General features: G+C 77.1%; 13 protein-coding genes. 8 read left to right on the top strand and 5 right to left on the bottom strand.

The window, feature by feature from the left end:
• The first annotated feature begins 73 nt into the window (after positions 1-73).
• A complete protein-coding gene (locus ABZ497_RS02085) occupies positions 74-1,171 on the top strand; it encodes an alcohol dehydrogenase catalytic domain-containing protein (RefSeq protein ID WP_359802827.1) in 1,098 nt (365 codons plus the stop codon).
• 108 nt (positions 1,172-1,279) lie between these two features.
• Here the strand turns inward: ABZ497_RS02085 and ABZ497_RS02080 are convergent, their stop codons facing one another.
• From ABZ497_RS02080 to ABZ497_RS02070, 3 genes are all read right to left on the bottom strand, one after another.
• A complete protein-coding gene (locus tag ABZ497_RS02080; RefSeq protein ID WP_329487407.1) occupies positions 1,280-1,459 on the bottom strand; it encodes a hypothetical protein in 180 nt (59 codons plus the stop codon).
• Between the two features lie 277 nt (positions 1,460-1,736).
• Positions 1,737-3,740 carry an alpha/beta fold hydrolase gene (locus tag ABZ497_RS02075; RefSeq protein WP_359802825.1) on the bottom strand — a complete coding sequence of 668 codons (2,004 nt, stop codon included), beginning with the start codon at positions 3,738-3,740 and terminating at the stop codon, positions 1,737-1,739.
• The gene (locus tag ABZ497_RS02070; protein ID WP_359802824.1) at positions 3,737-6,916 is read right to left on the bottom strand and encodes a lanthionine synthetase LanC family protein; all 3,180 of its coding nucleotides are present in this window, start codon (positions 6,914-6,916) and stop codon (positions 3,737-3,739) included. Before ABZ497_RS02070 ends, ABZ497_RS02075 begins: the two co-directional genes overlap by 4 nt.
• A 603-nt stretch (positions 6,917-7,519) precedes the next feature.
• Between ABZ497_RS02070 and ABZ497_RS02065 the strand changes: the two genes are divergently transcribed.
• From ABZ497_RS02065 to ABZ497_RS02055, 3 genes are read left to right on the top strand one after another with little or no spacing between them, the layout of a single operon-like run.
• Positions 7,520-8,356, top strand: a complete 837-nt coding sequence (locus ABZ497_RS02065) for a Nif3-like dinuclear metal center hexameric protein (RefSeq protein WP_359802822.1) — start codon at positions 7,520-7,522, stop codon at positions 8,354-8,356.
• A 23-nt stretch (positions 8,357-8,379) separates the two neighbouring features.
• Complete coding sequence (locus ABZ497_RS02060; RefSeq protein WP_329487403.1) at positions 8,380-9,123, top strand: C4-type zinc ribbon domain-containing protein; 744 nt, start codon at positions 8,380-8,382, stop codon at positions 9,121-9,123.
• A 4-nt stretch (positions 9,124-9,127) separates the two neighbouring features.
• A complete protein-coding gene (locus ABZ497_RS02055) occupies positions 9,128-10,276 on the top strand; it encodes a bifunctional RNase H/acid phosphatase (protein WP_329487402.1) in 1,149 nt (382 codons plus the stop codon).
• Positions 10,277-10,328: 52 nt separating this feature from the next.
• Here ABZ497_RS02055 and yaaA read toward each other — a convergent pair whose 3' ends face one another.
• Both yaaA and ABZ497_RS02045 read right to left on the bottom strand, forming a co-directional pair.
• The gene (gene yaaA, locus ABZ497_RS02050; RefSeq protein WP_352286912.1) at positions 10,329-11,114 is read right to left on the bottom strand and encodes a peroxide stress protein YaaA; all 786 of its coding nucleotides are present in this window, start codon (positions 11,112-11,114) and stop codon (positions 10,329-10,331) included.
• Between the two features lie 75 nt (positions 11,115-11,189).
• Positions 11,190-11,636: a DUF3995 domain-containing protein gene (locus tag ABZ497_RS02045; protein WP_359802819.1), complete on the bottom strand. Its 447-nt coding sequence runs from the start codon at positions 11,634-11,636 to the stop codon at positions 11,190-11,192.
• A gap of 115 nt (positions 11,637-11,751) precedes the next feature.
• Here ABZ497_RS02045 and ABZ497_RS02040 point away from each other — a divergent pair, with 115 nt between their 5' ends.
• The 4 genes from ABZ497_RS02040 (at position 11,752) to ABZ497_RS02025 (ending at position 15,693) form a co-directional block, all read left to right on the top strand.
• A complete protein-coding gene (locus ABZ497_RS02040; protein WP_359802818.1) occupies positions 11,752-12,087 on the top strand; it encodes a hypothetical protein in 336 nt (111 codons plus the stop codon).
• Positions 12,084-12,479 (top strand): Fic family protein, encoded by a 396-nt coding sequence (locus ABZ497_RS02035; protein ID WP_359802817.1) that lies wholly within the window; start codon positions 12,084-12,086, stop codon positions 12,477-12,479. Before ABZ497_RS02040 ends, ABZ497_RS02035 begins: the two co-directional genes overlap by 4 nt.
• Before the next feature lie 93 nt (positions 12,480-12,572).
• Positions 12,573-14,027 carry an RNB domain-containing ribonuclease gene (locus ABZ497_RS02030; RefSeq protein ID WP_359802815.1) on the top strand — a complete coding sequence of 485 codons (1,455 nt, stop codon included), beginning with the start codon at positions 12,573-12,575 and terminating at the stop codon, positions 14,025-14,027.
• 166 nt (positions 14,028-14,193) lie between these two features.
• Positions 14,194-15,693 (top strand): MFS transporter, encoded by a 1,500-nt coding sequence (locus tag ABZ497_RS02025; protein ID WP_359802813.1) that lies wholly within the window; start codon positions 14,194-14,196, stop codon positions 15,691-15,693.
• Positions 15,694-15,701: the final 8 nt, after the last annotated feature.

Below are 15,701 nucleotides of genomic sequence, written 5' to 3'. Positions count from 1 at the left end.
TTCTACTCCGCCCGGGCGCGTCGTGCCAGAATCGGCCCCGACCACCGACCGAGGCGAACCGGGAGCAAGCTCCATGCGCGCAGCCATCCTGCACAAGACCGGCCAGGACACGCTCGACGTCCGCGACGACGTGGTCGCGACCGGCTTCGGCCCCGGCAAGGTGAGGGTCCGCCTGCGGGCCGCCAGCCTCTGCCACTCGGACCTGTCGGCGATGAGCGGCGTCCTGCCGCAGCCCGCGCCGTTCGTTCCCGGCCACGAGGGCGCCGGCGACGTGGTGGAGGTCGGCGAGGGCGTGGCCGACGTCCGGGTCGGCGACCGCGTCGTGCTCTGCTGGATGGCGCCCTGCGGCCGCTGCGCCCACTGCGAGCGCGGGCGGGGCCACCTCTGCGTCGCGAGCCTGCGCCGGCTCGGCGCGCCGGGCTTCCGGTTCGGCGGCGACGACGTCTCGGGGGCGCCGGTGGAGGCCTCCGGCTTCTACGGCACCGGCGCGTTCGCCGAGGAGGTGGTGGTCGACCGCGACGCCGTCATCACCGTTCCCGCCGACCTGCCCTACGAGCTGGCCGCGCTGATCGGCTGCGGGGTGACCACCGGCATCGGCGCCGCCGTGCACACCGCCCGGGTCGAGCCGGGGGCCTGCGTCGCGGTGATCGGCGCGGGCGGCGTCGGGATCGCCACCGTGCAGGGCGCCCGGGTCTGCGGCGCCGGCCGGATCGCCGTGGTGGACCCGGTCGCCTCGCGCCGGGAGCGGGCACTGGCCTTCGGCGCCACGGAGGCGCTGGCACCCGACGAGCTGAAGGCCGCCGCGAAGGCCCTGCCGGGCGGCGGGTTCGACTACGTCTTCGAGGCGGTCGGCCGCTCGGCCACCGTCCGGGCCGGGTACGACGCGGCGCGGCGCGGGGGCGCGGTCGTGGTGATCGGCGCCGGCGCGCAGGACGACCGCGCGCAGTTCACCATGGGCGAGCTCTTCTTCAACGAGAAGCGGCTGCTGCCCTCGCTGTACGGCGGTGCCTCCGTGCCGCGCACCATGGCGCTGGTGGTGGAGCTGTGGCGGGCCGGGCGGATCGACCTCGCGGGCATGGTCACGCACCGGGTCCCGCTGGCGGACGTCAACGAGGCCGTCGCGCAGATGCGGGGCGGCGAGGCGCTGCGCACGGTCGTCACGCTGGACTGAGCGGCGCGGCGTCGGCGGTGGAGCCGGGGCGCCCGGGAGGCCGCCGTGACGCGGCAGGGCCCGCCGGCGCACGCGGCGGGCCCTGTCACGAAGGACTGCGGGACTGCGTCAGCCCCGCGCGGCGCCCAGGCCGAGGCGGTGGCGGCCGTGCGGATCGGCCTCGGGCCTGTCGTCGGGGGCGGAGGGGCCCCGGTGGCGACCGTGCGACGCGCTGTCCTCGGCCGTGGTCCCGTCGGCGTCGGTCCCGGTGATCGCGGGTCCGGTGGTGTCGGTGAGGGTGTCGGACATCAGAATCGTCTTCCGTGCGAGGGGCGGGTGGTTCGGCGCCGGCTGGCACCGCGGACGCGGTCGGGCGCGTGACCGGGCGCCTGGACCGCGCCAGGGCCGGTGATCACGGCCCGCGCCCCGGCCACCCTAACGGCCGGAACGGGCGGGATCCTATCGAGATCACGAGGGGCACCCGGGGAGCGGCGCGGGCGCTCGGTGTGTTCCCGGAACGGCCTCCCATCCGCCGTCCCGGGCACCGCCCCGGGCCATCGGCCCGGGAGTCTGTGAGATCGGGCGGCTAGCCCGGCCGACCGGTGCGCAGGAAGCCGGCCAGCAGCTCGTGCAGCACGGCCGCGCCCTCCTCGGCCAGCACCTCGTGTCCGGCCCCGGCCGCCTCGACGTACCGGAAGTCGGCGCCCTCGGTACGTCCGATCCGCAGCAACTCGTGGCGCAGCGCGCGGGACTGGCTGACCGGGACGACCTCGTCCCGGTCGCCGTGCACCATCAGCAGGGGTGCGCGGAGCCGGTGCGCGAGCTGGAGGACGTCGCGCGGGCCGCGGGCGTCGGCGATCGACTCGCCGCCGCCCAGCCGGGTGGTCAACGCCCTGACCGGGGCGGCCGCTTCGGCCAGCAGTCGGGCGCCGGACAGGAACGGTGCGACCACCGCGCAGCGCGAGACCTGCTCGGCGGGCGCGTGCGCGGCCGCCAGCAGGGCGAGGAACGCGCCGTAGCTGACGCCGAACAGGGCCGGTGGTTCCAGGCCGAGGGCGGCGCGCTGGCCCGCGATGCCGTCCAGCAGGTACAGGACGTCGTCGAGGTCCGGCCCGCCCCAGGCGCCGCGGATGGCCAGCGCGTGCGCCACCCCGTAGCCGGTGGAGCCGCGCTGGTTCGGCGCGATCACCGCCAGGCCGCCGGCCGCCATCCGCTGCAGGGCGGGGTCGAACTCCAGCCGCCAGGCGTCGGCCGGGCCGCCGTGCAGGGCGAGGACCAGGTGCGGGCTGCTCAGCCAGGCGTCCCCGCCGTACACCACGGCCTCCAGCGGACCGGCCGGTCCGGCCAGTTCGATGCTCTGCGCGGAGTGCCAGCGCCCGCCGTCGCCCGGCGGGGTGCTGCCGTCCAGCTGCCAGCCGGCGGGTGAGCCGCGGGAGGCCCGCGATCCGCCGGGTTGCCACGGCAGGGCGGCGTCCCGCCAGGGGCCGGGCGGACCGGAGCCGAGTGGCGCCAACTGCAGGGGCAGCGGCACCGGTCCGGGCGCCGCCGCGATCGGACCGTGCGCCAGCAGCGTGTCCACGTCCAGGGTGGCCAGGGCGGCCGGGTGTTCGGGCGAGGAGTACGGCATGCGCAGCCCCGCGTCCGACCAGTGCCCGACCGCGCCGAGCCGCCCGGGCGGCACCGGCAGCGGGTCCAGCCGCCCGGCGGCCGGCCGCCACACGGCCAGCGCGGAGCCGGCGCCGTGGTCGATCTGGACGACCACCCGGGCCCCGTCCGGGGTGGTGCGCAGTGCCACCGGCCGCAGGAACATGCCCGCCACGTACAGGCATTCGGGGAACCGCAGCGGCTCGCCGCCGCCGAGCAGGCCCCAGCCCAGCCGGTCGGTGCCGGGGGCGTCGCTGCGCACCATCGCGAAGCGGGTCTCCGGGTCGTACAGGACCAGCCGGTCGTTGCTGCGCTCGCCGATCTCCAGCAGCGGGGTGACCGTGCCGGTGCGCAGGTCCAGTACGACGGTGCGCACGACGCCCGCGTCGACCCGGTCGAGCGCCAGCAGGGTTCCGGTGCGGTCCAGCCAGACGCCGCCGCCGTGCAGGCCGGGGATCTCGGCGACCTGCCGGGGCTCGCCGCCGTCGGCGTACACCAGCCAGACGGTGGTGCCGGGCCGGGTGTCGGTGCCGAGCGCCAGCGCGACCGGGGTGCGGGTGCCGTCGGGCGGTGTGGCCGCGGGGAGCGGCAGCAGCCGCATCCCGGGCCGCCTGAGGGTGGCCAACGGCCTTTCCACGGTGACCGGTTCGCTGCCCGGCGCGGCGGCGGAGAGCGTCACCAGGTCGTGCCGCTCGCCGTCGTGCCGGCAGACCAGCACCGAACCGTCCGGCAGGGCGACCAGCTGGCAGCGCAGGCTCTCGGCGCGGTTGCCGGGCAGGGTCAGGGCGGTCGGTGCGGCCGGACCGGAGGCCGGCAGGGACCAGCTCTCGACGTACCAGCCGCCGTCGGCCGCGGCGGCCAGGCAGGCGGCGTGGCTGCCGTCGGTGGCGAAGGTGAAGCTGAGGCGGCGCAGGGCCTGCGTCGCGGAGCGGACGGCCACGTTCACGAGGTGCTCACCCCGTCGGATCCGGGGGGCGGTCCGCCGGCCCGGGTGGGCGGCACCGGGTCCACCCAGAGCCGGGGGCCGCCGTGCCGCAGGCGCAGCAGGAAGGCCAGCGCGCCCGCCGTCCCGGTGCCGTACGCGGCCGCGCAGCCGGTGCCGGTCTCGTCGGGCAGCACCAGCAGCCCGTCGCGGAGCGCCGATCTGGCGGCGATCAGCTGGGCCAACTCCTCGGCTCCGGTGCGGAATTCCGGCTCGTCGGTGGCGGCGGCCAGGTCCAGCAGGTACTCGCCGTTGCCGGCCAGGCCGTGGCAGGCGCTGACGCCGCAGTGCCAGCGCCCGGCCAGCACGGCCCGGCCGGCGGCGAGCGCGAGTTCGTGCGCGGTCTCGTCACCGGTGGCCTGCCAGAGCCGGAGCAGGAACGTCCCCGCGCCGGAGGATCCGCTGCACCAGTGCGCCAGCCGGACGTGCTCCGGGTCGCCCGCGCCCTGTGGCCACCAGGCCGTCGGGCGGAGGTCGGCCCGGTCACCGTTCCCGGCCACCGCCGCCTCGCCGTACCACCCGTCGTTCGGTCCGTCGAACGGCCCGCGGTGCTGTCCGCCGTACTGTCCGCCGTGCTCCCGGCGGACAGTGGCGGCGAGCGTGCGCCCGGCCTCGGCCGCGCCGTCGAGCAGGGCCCGGTCGCCGGTGGCCCCGGCGGCGGCCAGCAGGAAGGCGCCGACGCCCGCGACCCCGTGGGCGAACCCGAGGTGGGTGATCCCGGCGAGCGCCGAGTCGAACTCCTTCGGCACCGGCCAGACCACCCCCTCCGGCGTGGGCCGGGCGGCGGCCAGCAGGCCGTGCCCGCAGCGGGCGGCCCGGGCGAGGAACTCCCCGGCCACCCCGGGTGCGGCCGTCCGGGGGTCGGCGGCGAAGCGCAGCTGGAGGAAGCCCGCACCGGCCGCGCCGTGGCACACGTCCGGGTTCGGCCACTCGACGGCTATCCGGCGGGCGAGCCCGGCGGCGCGTCCGGCGAGGGCGTCGTCGGCCAGCGCCTCGGCGGCGTCCAGCAGGGCCCAGGCGGCGCCCGAGCGCCCGAAGTGCAGACCCGGCAGCACGACCGGCTCGGCGGCGCACCGGCGCTCGATCCACTCGACGGCCGTCCGCGCCGTCCGGCGGGACTCCTCGCGGACCTCCGCGGGCAGGCCGTCCGCCACGGCGGCCCGGGCGAGCAGGGCGAGGACGCCGGCGGCGCCGTGCTGCACGTTGCACGGGTCGGACCACTGCCCGGCGGGTACGGCGGGCCAGAGCCGGTCCCGCCGCAGCGGGGTGGCGGTGAGGGCGAGGTGGCGCAGCCCGTCGTGCAGCACCCGGTCGACCAGGGCGGTGGGGCCGGTGCGGCCGTCCGCCGGGCCGTCCGCCGCGTCGTCCGCCGAGGCTGCGGCGCCCCGGTCCGCCGTCACGTCGGCCGCGCCCGTCACGTCGGCCGCGCCCGTCACGTCGGCCGCGCCCGTCACGTCGGCCGCGCCCGTCACGTCGCCCGCACCCGTCACGTCGCCCGCGCCCGCCGGTCCCGCAGCGGCCGTGCTCCCCGCGCCCGGGTCGTCCGGGGCGCCCGTCAGGGCGTACCGCACCCGGGAGAGGCTCCAGCGCCGCTCCGGCTCCTGCGCCCGCAGCCCGAGCACCACCGGCGCGAGCCGCCGCGCGGTGGCGCCCGAGCGGGCGGCGAGGGCCAGCCAGCGGCCGAGACGGTCGGCGACCGGCCGGGCCCGCGGCAGGTCCTCGGGCAGCAGCGGGTCGTGACCGGTGGCGAGCAGGAAGAACAGCCCGCCGAGCGCGTACAGGTCGACCGCCGGCTCGGCCACGCAGGTGCCCTCCCGGACGGTGCGGCCGGCGCCCAGGGCGTCCCTGCCGAGCGAATCCCTGCCGAGCGAGTCCCGCCGCGACCGGCCCGCGCCCGCCGGGTCGAAGGAGTCCGGGACCAGGGCGAGGCGCCCCGGCCCCTGTTCGGGGGCCCGGTAGCCGGGGGTGCCGGCCGAGCCCGCCGCCCGGCCCGCCTCGGCGGCGAGCTCCAGGCCGACCAGCCGCAGCGACCCGTCCGGCCGTACCAGCACGTTGCCGGGGGAGAGGTCGCGCAGGACCAGCCCCAGCCCGTGCACCCGCTCGACCAGGTCGAGCAGGGCGTGCGCCAGCGGTCCGGCCTCGGCCCAGTCCACGTCGGGGCTGCCGTCCCGGCGCAGCCGGGCCGCCACCCAGCTGCCGAGCGGCTGCCCGGTGATGCGTTCCTGCACCAGGAACAGCGAGTCGTCCTGCTCGATCAGCTCGACCGGTCGCGGCGCCAGGCCCTGCCCCTCCAGCCGCGTCAGCAGCGCGGCCTCGTGCCGCAGCGCCGCCCGGGCGTCGGTGCCGGCCCGGTCCACCTCGATGTGCGCGCGGGCCTGCTTGACCACCACCTCGGCGCCGCCGTCGGTGTCCCGGCCCAGGAAGACGCCGCCCTTGGCGCTGTGCCGGATCGCCCCGGTGACGGCGTACCGTCCGGCCAGCAGCACCCCGCCGGTGCCGCGCCGGGGCGCCGCCGGCCGGGTCGCCCCGGGTCCGCGCCCCGGCGCCGTGCCGTCCCGCGGGGGAGCCGCCGGCCCCTCGGCCAGCGGGTCGCGCGCCCACGGCGGGCAGCGGTACGAGGCTCCGCGCACGTCCTCGACCCGCTCGCCGCCCGGCCCGCGCAGCATCGACCGGTAGCCGCCGTCGTTCCCCAGCTCGGCGCGAGCCGCGAAGGCGCCGTAGCGGTAGTGCACCCGGCTGCCCGGCCGGTAGGGGCGGTCGGAGAGCACCACCGGCCCGGGCAGGCCGGCGGTGGCCCGGTGCAGCGCGGCGGCCAGCCGCCGGAACTGCTCCGCGTCCGCCGGATAGACGGTGATGAACTTGCCCGCCGAACCCCGGTCACTGTTGCGCGAGTTGATCTCGTGCAGCTGCTCCGGTCCGGCGGCGAACTTGAAGGTGCACGGGTCACCGGCCAGTACCCCGGTGACGGCGGTCAGGACGGCGCGGCCGACCGCCGACGCCGCGCTGACATGGATCTTCCAGCCCTCGTCGGCCAGTTCCGCCGCGGCCGGCCCGGCCGTGCACCAGAAGCCCTCGACGCTGACCTCCCAGTCCCCGTCGCCTCCCCGGCCCCCGGCGCCGGCCAGTGCCGCCCGCGCCACCTCCGGCCACCCGCCGGCCGCATCCGGCCGGTGGCCCGCCGATCCGTTCCCCCCGGCCGTACGCAGCGATGTGCCCGCCCCCATCCGCATTCACATCCCTTCGTCTCGGCCGGCGCCCGCCGGTGCCCACTGCTCCGGCACCGCGCGACGCACGCCGGCGGCCTGATCGGTCTCTCGGAAGTACGGGAGCGCGGCCCTGCCGCGTCCGCCGCGGGCCGGTCCGACCTGGCCCGCATCCCGGCCGAGTGCCCTTCCGGCTCCCTGGCCGAGGCAACTCCCGTTCGCAGAAGTGAAGTTACTTTCGGTTTCCGGACGGACTCAACGCGTAGCGGGTCACTTCACTCGTAAGGGTGATCTGGGCGTGGTTTCGAATATGTGCGAGCCGGCCGATGTGTGCGGTGCCCCCGTGTGGCCGGGCGGCCACGGCGCCCGCACGGCCCGTGTCCCGGCCCGCGACCGCGCCCGCGGGCGCCCCGAGCGCTCCGAACGAGCCCCCCGGCGGCCGCTCGAACGCCCGGAACCGCAGGTTGACGCCGGGCCGCGGACCCCCGGGCCGGGCCCCGGGCGGCCCGGGCGCCCCCGCGCGCACGGTAGTCTCGACAGGTGCCGAAACTGTCCGACGTCATCACCGCGCTCGAAGAGATCTATCCGCCGCAGTGGGCGGAGTCCTGGGACGCCGTCGGCCTGGTCTGCGGAGACCCTCGGGCCGAGGTCCGCCGCGTGCTCTTCGCCGTCGACCCCGTGCAGACGGTGGTCGACGAGGCCGTCGAGTGGGGCGCCGACCTCGTGGTCACGCACCACCCCCTCTACCTGCGCGGCACCACCGGCGTCGCGGCCACCACGCCCAAGGGCCGGGTGGTGCACACGCTGATCCGCGCCGGCATCGCCCTGCACGTGGCGCACACCAACGCCGACCACGCCGACCCGGGCGTCTCGGACGCGCTGGCCGAGGCCGTCGGCCTGCGCGTCACCGGCCCGCTGGTGCCGGACCCGACGGACCCGCTGGGCCGGCGCGGCAGCGGGCGGATCGGCCTGCTGGAACCGCCGCTGACCCTCGCCGCGTTCGCCGCCAAGGTCGCCGGGGGCCTGCCGGCCACCGCCGCCGGCGTCCGTGTCTCCGGTGACCCGGACCGCCTGATCGGCCGGGTCGCGGTGTGCGGCGGCGCCGGCGACAGCTTCCTCGCGCAGGCGCGCGAGGCCGGTGTCGACGCGTACGTCACCGCCGACCTGCGCCACCACCCGGCGTCCGAGGCCGCCGAGGCGGCGCCGGTCGCACTGGTCGACGCCGCGCACTGGGCCACCGAGTGGCCCTGGCTCACCCTGGCCGAGCGGGCGCTGCACGGCGCCGCCGAGCAGCGGGGCTGGGCCGTGGAGACGAAGGTCTCCCACCGGGTCACCGACCCGTGGACCGCGCACGCCCCCATGTCCTTCACCGCCTGACCCGATTCACAGGAGCTCTCCGCTTGAACGCCGCGCCCGCCGACCAGATCCGCCTGCTCGACCTCCAGGCCATCGACTCGAAGCTCGACCAGCTGGCCCACCGGCGTCGCAGCCTGCCCGAGCACGCCGAGATCGACAAGGCCACCGCCGACCACACCGCGCTCAAGGACCTCGTGGTGGCCGCCCAGGCCCAGCAGGGCGACACCACCCGCGAGCTGACCAAGGCCGAGCAGGACGTCGAGCAGGTCCGCAGCCGCTCCGCCCGCAACCAGCAGCGCCTGGACTCCGGCGCGATCACCTCGCCGAAGGACCTGGAGAACCTCCAGCACGAGATCGGCTCGCTCGCCAAGCGCCAGGGGGACCTGGAGGACGTCGTCCTGGAGATCATGGAGCGCCTGGAGTCCGCCCAGACCCGGGTCACCGAGCTGACTGCGCGCCTGGAGCACTCCACCGTCGTGCTGACCGAGGCCGAGGCCCGCCGGGACGCCGCCTTCGCCGAGATCGACGCCGAGGCCGACAAGGTCAAGCGCGACCGCGAGGCCGTCGTCGCCGTCGTTCCGGCCGACCTGCTGAAGCTCTACACCCGGCTGCGCGAGCAGCAGGGCGGCGTCGGCGCGGCCCGTCTCTACCAGCGCCGCTGCGAGGGCTGCCGGGTCGAGTTCGCCGTCTCCGACCTGAACGCCATCAAGGCCGAGCCCAAGGACGCGGTCGTCCGCTGCGACAACTGCGGCCGCATCCTGGTGCGCACCGCCGATTCGGGCATCTGAGCCGATGGCGGGGCGCAGGTTCGTCGTCGAGGCCGACGGAGGCTCCCGGGGCAACCCGGGGCCGGCCGGCTACGGCGCGGTGGTCCGGGACGGCGACACCGGCCTGATCATCGCCGAGGCTGCCGAGTTCATCGGCCACGCGACCAACAACGTGGCCGAGTACAAGGGCCTGATCGCCGGTCTGAAGGCGGCCCGGGAGCTGGACCCGGACGCCTCGGTGGACGTCCGGATGGACTCCAAGCTGGTGGTCGAGCAGATGTCCGGGCGCTGGAAGATCAAGCACCCCGACATGCAGCCGCTCGCCGCCGAGGCCCGGGCGGTGCTGCCGCGCGGCCAGGTCAAGTACACCTGGATCCCGCGCGAGCGGAACAAGGACGCCGACCGGCTGGCCAACGAGGCGATGGACGCGGGCAAGGCCGGCCGGCAGTGGGAGCCCAGGGCGGCCGGGGCCGAGCGGCCCGCCGTCGCCGACGAGCCCCCGCTGGAGACCGCCGCGCCCAAGGCCGGCTGGGCGGCCGCCGCCGACCTCGGCACGCCGACCACCTTCGTCCTGCTCCGCCACGGCGAGACCCACCTCACCCCGGAGAAGCGCTTCTCCGGCAGCGGCGGCAGCGATCCGGAGCTCTCCGAGAAGGGCCGCTGGCAGGCCGAGCGGGCGGCCGAGGCGCTGGCCTCCCGCGGTTCGGTCCAGGCCGTGGTCAGCTCGCCGATGCTCCGTACCCGGCAGACCGCCGAGACCGTCGCCGCCCGCCTCGGCCTGGAGGTCCGCTACGAGGACGGCCTGCGCGAGGTGGACTTCGGCGCCTGGGAGGGGCTGACCTTCGCCGAGGTGCAGGAGCGCCACCCGGAGGACCTCAACGCCTGGCTCGGCTCGGCGAAGGCCAAGCCGACCGGCGGCGGCGAGAGCTTCACCGCGCTCACCCACCGGATCGGCGTCGCCCGGGACAAGATCCTGGCCCGCCACCACGGCCGGACCGTCCTGGTGGTGTCGCACGTCAGCCCGATCAAGACCCTGGTGCGGCTGGCGCTCGGCGCCCCGCCGGACTCGCTCTACCGGATGGAGCTGTCCGCCGCCTCGCTCTGCGCCGTCCAGTACTACGCGGACGGCAACGCCTCGGTGCGGCTGCTCAACGACACCGGGCACCTGCGCTGACGCCCCGGCGGCGGGCCCACCGGGGCCCGCCGCCGGCGCCGTTCGGCGCGGCTCAGTGCACCTCGGTGACCACCACGTCCAGCTGCCAGGGCTTGCGGGCGGTGCCCTCGGCCGCGACCTCCACCCGGTGCCCCAGTCCGAGCAGCGCGTCCACCAGTTCGCCGGGCGTCTTCGGCTCGGCCCCCGCCACCAGCAGGTCACGGACCAGCCGGCCCTTGGTGGCCTTGTTGAAGTGGCTCACCACCGAGCGCTTGCCGTCGCGCTCCTGGAGCACCCGCACGGTGGCCGTCCGGGTCACCAGCTCCCCGGCCGGCTTCCAGGCCGCCGCGTACGCGGAACTGCGCAGGTCCAGCACCAGGCCGTCGGCCACCTCCGGCAGCACGGACGCCGTCGCGGCGCGCCAGTACGGGCCGAGGGCGCCCGGGCCGGGCAGCTTCACACCCATCGAGCAGCGGTAGGGCGGGATCCGGTCCCCGATCCGGACGGCGCCCCAGAGGCCGGAGAAGACCAGCAGCGAGCGCGCGGCCCGGTCGTACGCGGCCTCGTCCAGGGTGGCCAGACCGAGGTTGTCGAAGAGCACGCCGGTGTACACCTCGCCGGCGGGCCGCGCACCGGCCGTCGGCAGCCCCGCGTTCCGGGCCACCTCGCCGCGCAGCCCGGGGCTCAGGCCGAGCACCCCGGCGGCGGCCTCCTCGTCCCCCCGGCAGAGGCCGACCAGGGCCTCCAGCACCCGCGCCCGCGCCGCCGTCAGCCCCGGCAGCGACAGCGCGTCGAGCGCCACCGGAACGCCGTCCCCGGACGCGGCCTTGCCCTCCGAGGGCGGCAACAGCACCAGCACAGCGGACTCCTCAACATTTTGTGGCGGGCGAACCCCGCCACCCTACGCAAGCCGGCCCGGCGGCGGGTAACCCCGCTACCGCCCGGGCCGCGGGGGCGCCGCCGCGACCAGCGCCGCCCCGGCGCCGAGCGCCAGGCAGAGCGGCGAGTAGTAGCGCGCGTTCAGCCGCCTGAAGCGCTCCGTCCGTTCGTTCAGCACGCCGAAGACCAGCGGCCCGGCCGCCCCGCGCGCCAGCAGGACCCCCGCGACCGTCCGGACGCCGGCCCGGCGCACCCCGCGCGGCCCGACCGCCGGCAGCGCCCCGGCCTCCGCGCCGACCAGGTACGCCGCCGAGCCCAGCAGCCCCGCCACCGCCAGGCAGGCCGCCGCCGGCGGCACGCCCTCGCCGGTGCCGATCACGGTGTCCGCGAACTCCTGCCGCGACCGCGCCGGCCACGGCGTCACCGTCCAGAGCGCGTGCAGCGCCCCCGTCACCGCCAGCCCCCCGGCCACCGCCGCCCCCGTCACCCGTACCGCGTCCATCCCCCGAGCCCCCTTCCGCGTCCGATCGATGAGGCCACCCTACGAGCGCTTACGGAGAACCCGTTGGGCCGCCGCCCGGCCGCGGCATACGGTGGCACCGAAGGAGAGTGACGAGATGACCATGCGCCCCCTGGACCTGGTGCCCGGCGACGACGACGCGGTGGAGGAGTCCCTGCCGGTCCGGCTGCCCGCGGACCTGCCGCCGCGGACCCGGCAGGCCCTGGAGTTCGCGCTCCGGGCGGCGGCCCAGGCGGTGCTGGCCGGCCGGGTGCGGGTGACCGGGGCGTCCGGCCCGGACCGCGCGGAGCTGGCCTTCGACGTGCGGCAGTCCGAGCTGCCCGAGGCGCTGGCCGAGCGGCCGTCCGCCGGCCGGGAGGAGCGCCGGGCCGCCATGGTCGCCCGGATCCGCGCGGCCAACGCGGAGACGCTTGAGCGGCTGAAGGACCTGTGACCGGGCAGCGGCCCGGCGACCACGTCGAGTACCTCGACCTGGCGGACGTCAGCTACCTCGCCGGCGGCCCGGAGAACATCCGCGACGAGGGCGCGCTGCTCTCGGCGCTCGGCCGCCCGCGGGCGACCGTGTTCGGCGCGGACGCCTACCCCGACCTCTGGACCAAGGCGGCCGCGCTCGGCCAGAGCCTCGCCCGCAACCACCCGCTGATCGACCGGAACAAGCGCACCGCCTTCGAGGCGATGCTGCTCTTCCTCGACTACAACGCCGAGCCCTACACCGACCCGCACCCGGACGACGCCGTCGCCTTCGTGCTCCGCCTGGCCACCGGCGGCTACGACGACGCGGTGGCTCTCGCCGCCAAGGACCTCAGGGCCCTGCTCGGCCGCTGAGCGGGGGCGGCCCCGGCGGCCCGGGCGCGGACGTCGGCGCGCCCGGCCGCCGACGTCCGCCCGGAATCACCCGATTCGCCCTACGCTGCCTGCATGCCACGCCGAAAACTGCGCGTCAAAGCCGCCGACTCGGCCCGGATCAACGCCGAACTGGCCGAGCTGCGCGCCCGCCTGGAGATCCGTACCGGGTGGCCGGAGGCCGTGCTCGCGGAGGCCGAGCGGGCCGCCGAGTCGCCGCGGCTGCCGGAGTACGACGCGACCGACCTCCCGCTCTTCACCGTCGACCCGCCCGGCTCCCGCGACCTCGACCAGGCCATGCACCTGGCCCACCGGCCCGGCGGCGGCTACCGGGTGCACTACGCGATCGCCGACGTCGCCGCCTTCGTCCGCCCCGGCGGCGCGATCGACGCCGAGGCCCGCCGCCGCGTCCAGACCCTCTACTTCCCCGACCACCGCGTCCCGCTGCACCCGGCCCGGCTCAGCGAGGACGCCGCCAGCCTGCTGCCCGGCGAGACCCGCCCGGCCCTGCTCTGGCAGCTCGACCTGGACACCGACGGCGCCGTCGTCCTCGCCGACCTGCGCCGCGCGCTGGTCCGCTCGCACCGCCGGCTCGACTACGACGACGTCCAGCGGGCCGTGGACGCCGGCGGCGCCGACGAGCAGCTCGCCCTGCTCGCCGCCGTCGGCCGGCTCCGCGAGGAGCAGGAGCGGGCCCGCGGCGGGATCAGCCTGCCCGTCCCCGAGCAGGAGATCGAGGAAACCCTGCACGGGTACGTCCTCGGCTACCGCGCGCTCGGTCCCGCCGACGGCTGGAACGCCCAGATCTCCCTGCTCACCGGGACCGCCGCGGCGGACCTGATGCTGGACGCCGGGGTGGGCCTGCTGCGCACCCTGCCCGCCGCGCCCGCCGCCGCGTACGAGCGGCTGCGCCGAACCGCCCGCGCGCTCGACATCACCTGGCCGGACGACCTTCCCTACCCGGACCTCGTCCGCTCGCTCGACCCGCGGGCCCCGCTGCACGCGGCCTTCCTCAACGAGTGCACCGGACTGCTGCGCGGGGCCGGCTACCGGGCCTTCGACGAGGCCCGTGGCCTGCCCGCCCCGGCCGACCCGGTGCACGCCGCGCTGGCCGCCCCGTACGCGCACTGCACCGCGCCGCTGCGCCGGCTCGGCGACCGCTTCGCCCAGGAGGTCTGCGCGGCCGTGGCCGCCGGCGAGGAGGTGCCGGACTGGGTCCGGGAGGCACTGCCCGGCGTCCCCGCCCTGATGGCGGCCGGGGACCGCCGCTCGGCCGAGGTCGAACGGGCCTGCGTGGACCTGGTCGAGGCGGAGCTGCTGGCCGGCCGGGAGGGCGAGGACTTCCCCGCGGTGGTCATCGACGTGGACGAGCAGCGGCCCGCGCGCGGCACCGTCCAGCTGCGCGAACCCGCCGTCCGGGCGCGCTGCGAGGCGGCGGGCGGGGCGGTGCTCCCGCTCGGCGGCCGGATCGCCGCCCGCCTGACGCAGGCCGACCCGGCCACCCGCACCGTCCGCTTCGCCGCGCCCTGAGGCGTTCTGACGCGCGTTCTGACGCCCCCCCCGCGCCGGACCCCCGCGCCCGGGCCTCCGCCCGGACCGCCCGGACCGCCCGGACCGCCCGGACCGCCCGGGGCCGCGCCACCCGGACGGGCCGATCCACCGCCGCCCCGGGGCGCCCGGGTGGGAGGATCGACCCGTGGCCGAACCGACCTCCCTCCCCGCGCCGTCCGCCGACCCGGGCCGGCGCCGCAGGCTGCTGATCCTCGGGATCTGCTGCCTGAGCCTGTTCATCGTCGGGCTCGACAACACCGTGGTGAACATCGCCCTCCCGGCGATCCAGCAGGACTTCGACGCCCCGGCCTCCGGCCTGCAGTGGATCATCGATGCCTACACCCTGGTGCTGGCCTCGCTGCTGATGCTGTTCGGCTCGGTGGCCGACCGCTTCGGCCGCCGCCGGGTGTTCCAGACCGGTCTGCTGCTCTTCGTGCTCGGCTCGCTGCTCTGCAGCCTGGCACCCAGCCTGGAGTGGCTGGTGGTGTTCCGGGCGGTGCAGGCCGTCGGCGGCTCGATGCTGAACCCGGTGGCGATGTCGATCATCACCAACACCTTCACCGAACCGCGCGAGCGGGCCCGGGCGATCGGCGTCTGGGGCGGGGTGGTCGGCATCTCGATGGCGCTCGGCCCGCTGCTCGGCGGGTTCCTGGTGAACATCGCCGGCTGGCCGGCGATCTTCCTGATCAACGTCCCGGTCGGGCTGGTCGCCTGCCTGCTGACCGCCCGTTACGTCCCCGAGTCGCGCTCGCCGCGGCCCCGCCGGCTGGACCCGGTCGGCCAGGTGCTGATGGTGGTGCTGCTCGGCTGCGGCACCGCCGCGATCATCGAGGGCCCCGAGCACGGCTGGACGTCTCCGCTGATCCTCGGGCTCGGCGCGGCCGCGGTGGCCGCGCTGGTGGCCTTCCCGTTCTGGGAGCTGCGGGTGACCGAGCCGCTGGTCGACCCGCGGTTCTTCCGCAGTGCGCCGTTCACCGGAGCCACCGTCACCGCAGTCTGCGCCTTTGCCGCGCTCGGCGGCTTCCTCTTCCTCAACACCCTGTACCTGCAGAACGTCCGGCACTACAGCCCGGTCGAGGCGGGCCTGTGGACGCTGCCGATGGCCGGGATGATGCTGGTCTGCGCGCCGCTCTCGGGCCGGATCGTCGGCGGCCGGGGGCCGCGCGGCCCGCTGGTCGCGGCGGGTCTCGGCCTCGCCGCCAGCGGGCTGCTGCTCACCCGGCTCACCGCCGACTCCCCGCCGGGCCTGCTGCTGGCCGCCTACGCGCTGTTCGGCTTCGGCTTCGGCATGGTCAACGCGCCGATCACCAACGCCGCCGTCTCCGGGATGCCGCGCGCCCAGGCGGGGGTGGCGGCGGCGGTCGCCTCGACCAGCCGGCAGGTCGGTCAGTCGCTCGGCGTCGCGGTGATCGGCACGGTGGTCACCTCGGCCGTCGTCGGCCCGGTCGCCACCGGCTTCGCCCCGGCCAGCCACGCCGGCTGGTGGATCGTGACCGGGCTGGGCCTCGCGATCCTCCTCCTCGGGCTGGTCACCACCACGGCCTGGGCCACCGGCACCGCCACTCGGGTGGCCGCCCGCCTCGGCGGCGACCCGCCCCTCGTCCGGGCCGGGGTACGGGACGCCCCGCCCGAGCGGTTACGATGACCACTACG

The sequence above is a fragment of the Kitasatospora sp. NPDC005751 genome, from assembly GCF_040630835.1.
Classification (GTDB): domain Bacteria; phylum Actinomycetota; class Actinomycetes; order Streptomycetales; family Streptomycetaceae; genus Kitasatospora.
Note: the sequence above shows the minus strand (reverse complement) of the source record. Positions and strands in the feature narration are given on the sequence as shown.

Bases quoted from the DNA above. Each gene is read 5' to 3' on its own strand.
- ABZ497_RS02085 (WP_359802827.1), top strand. From the start codon at position 74: ATGCGCGCAGCCATCCTGCACAAGACCGGCCAGGACACGCTCGACGTC.
- ABZ497_RS02080 (WP_329487407.1), bottom strand. From the start codon at position 1,459: ATGTCCGACACCCTCACCGACACCACCGGACCCGCGATCACCGGGACC.
- ABZ497_RS02055 (WP_329487402.1), top strand. From the start codon at position 9,128: ATGGCGGGGCGCAGGTTCGTCGTCGAGGCCGACGGAGGCTCCCGGGGC.
- ABZ497_RS02045 (WP_359802819.1), bottom strand. From the start codon at position 11,636: ATGGACGCGGTACGGGTGACGGGGGCGGCGGTGGCCGGGGGGCTGGCG.
- ABZ497_RS02040 (WP_359802818.1), top strand. From the start codon at position 11,752: ATGACCATGCGCCCCCTGGACCTGGTGCCCGGCGACGACGACGCGGTG.
- ABZ497_RS02030 (WP_359802815.1), top strand. From the start codon at position 12,573: ATGCCACGCCGAAAACTGCGCGTCAAAGCCGCCGACTCGGCCCGGATC.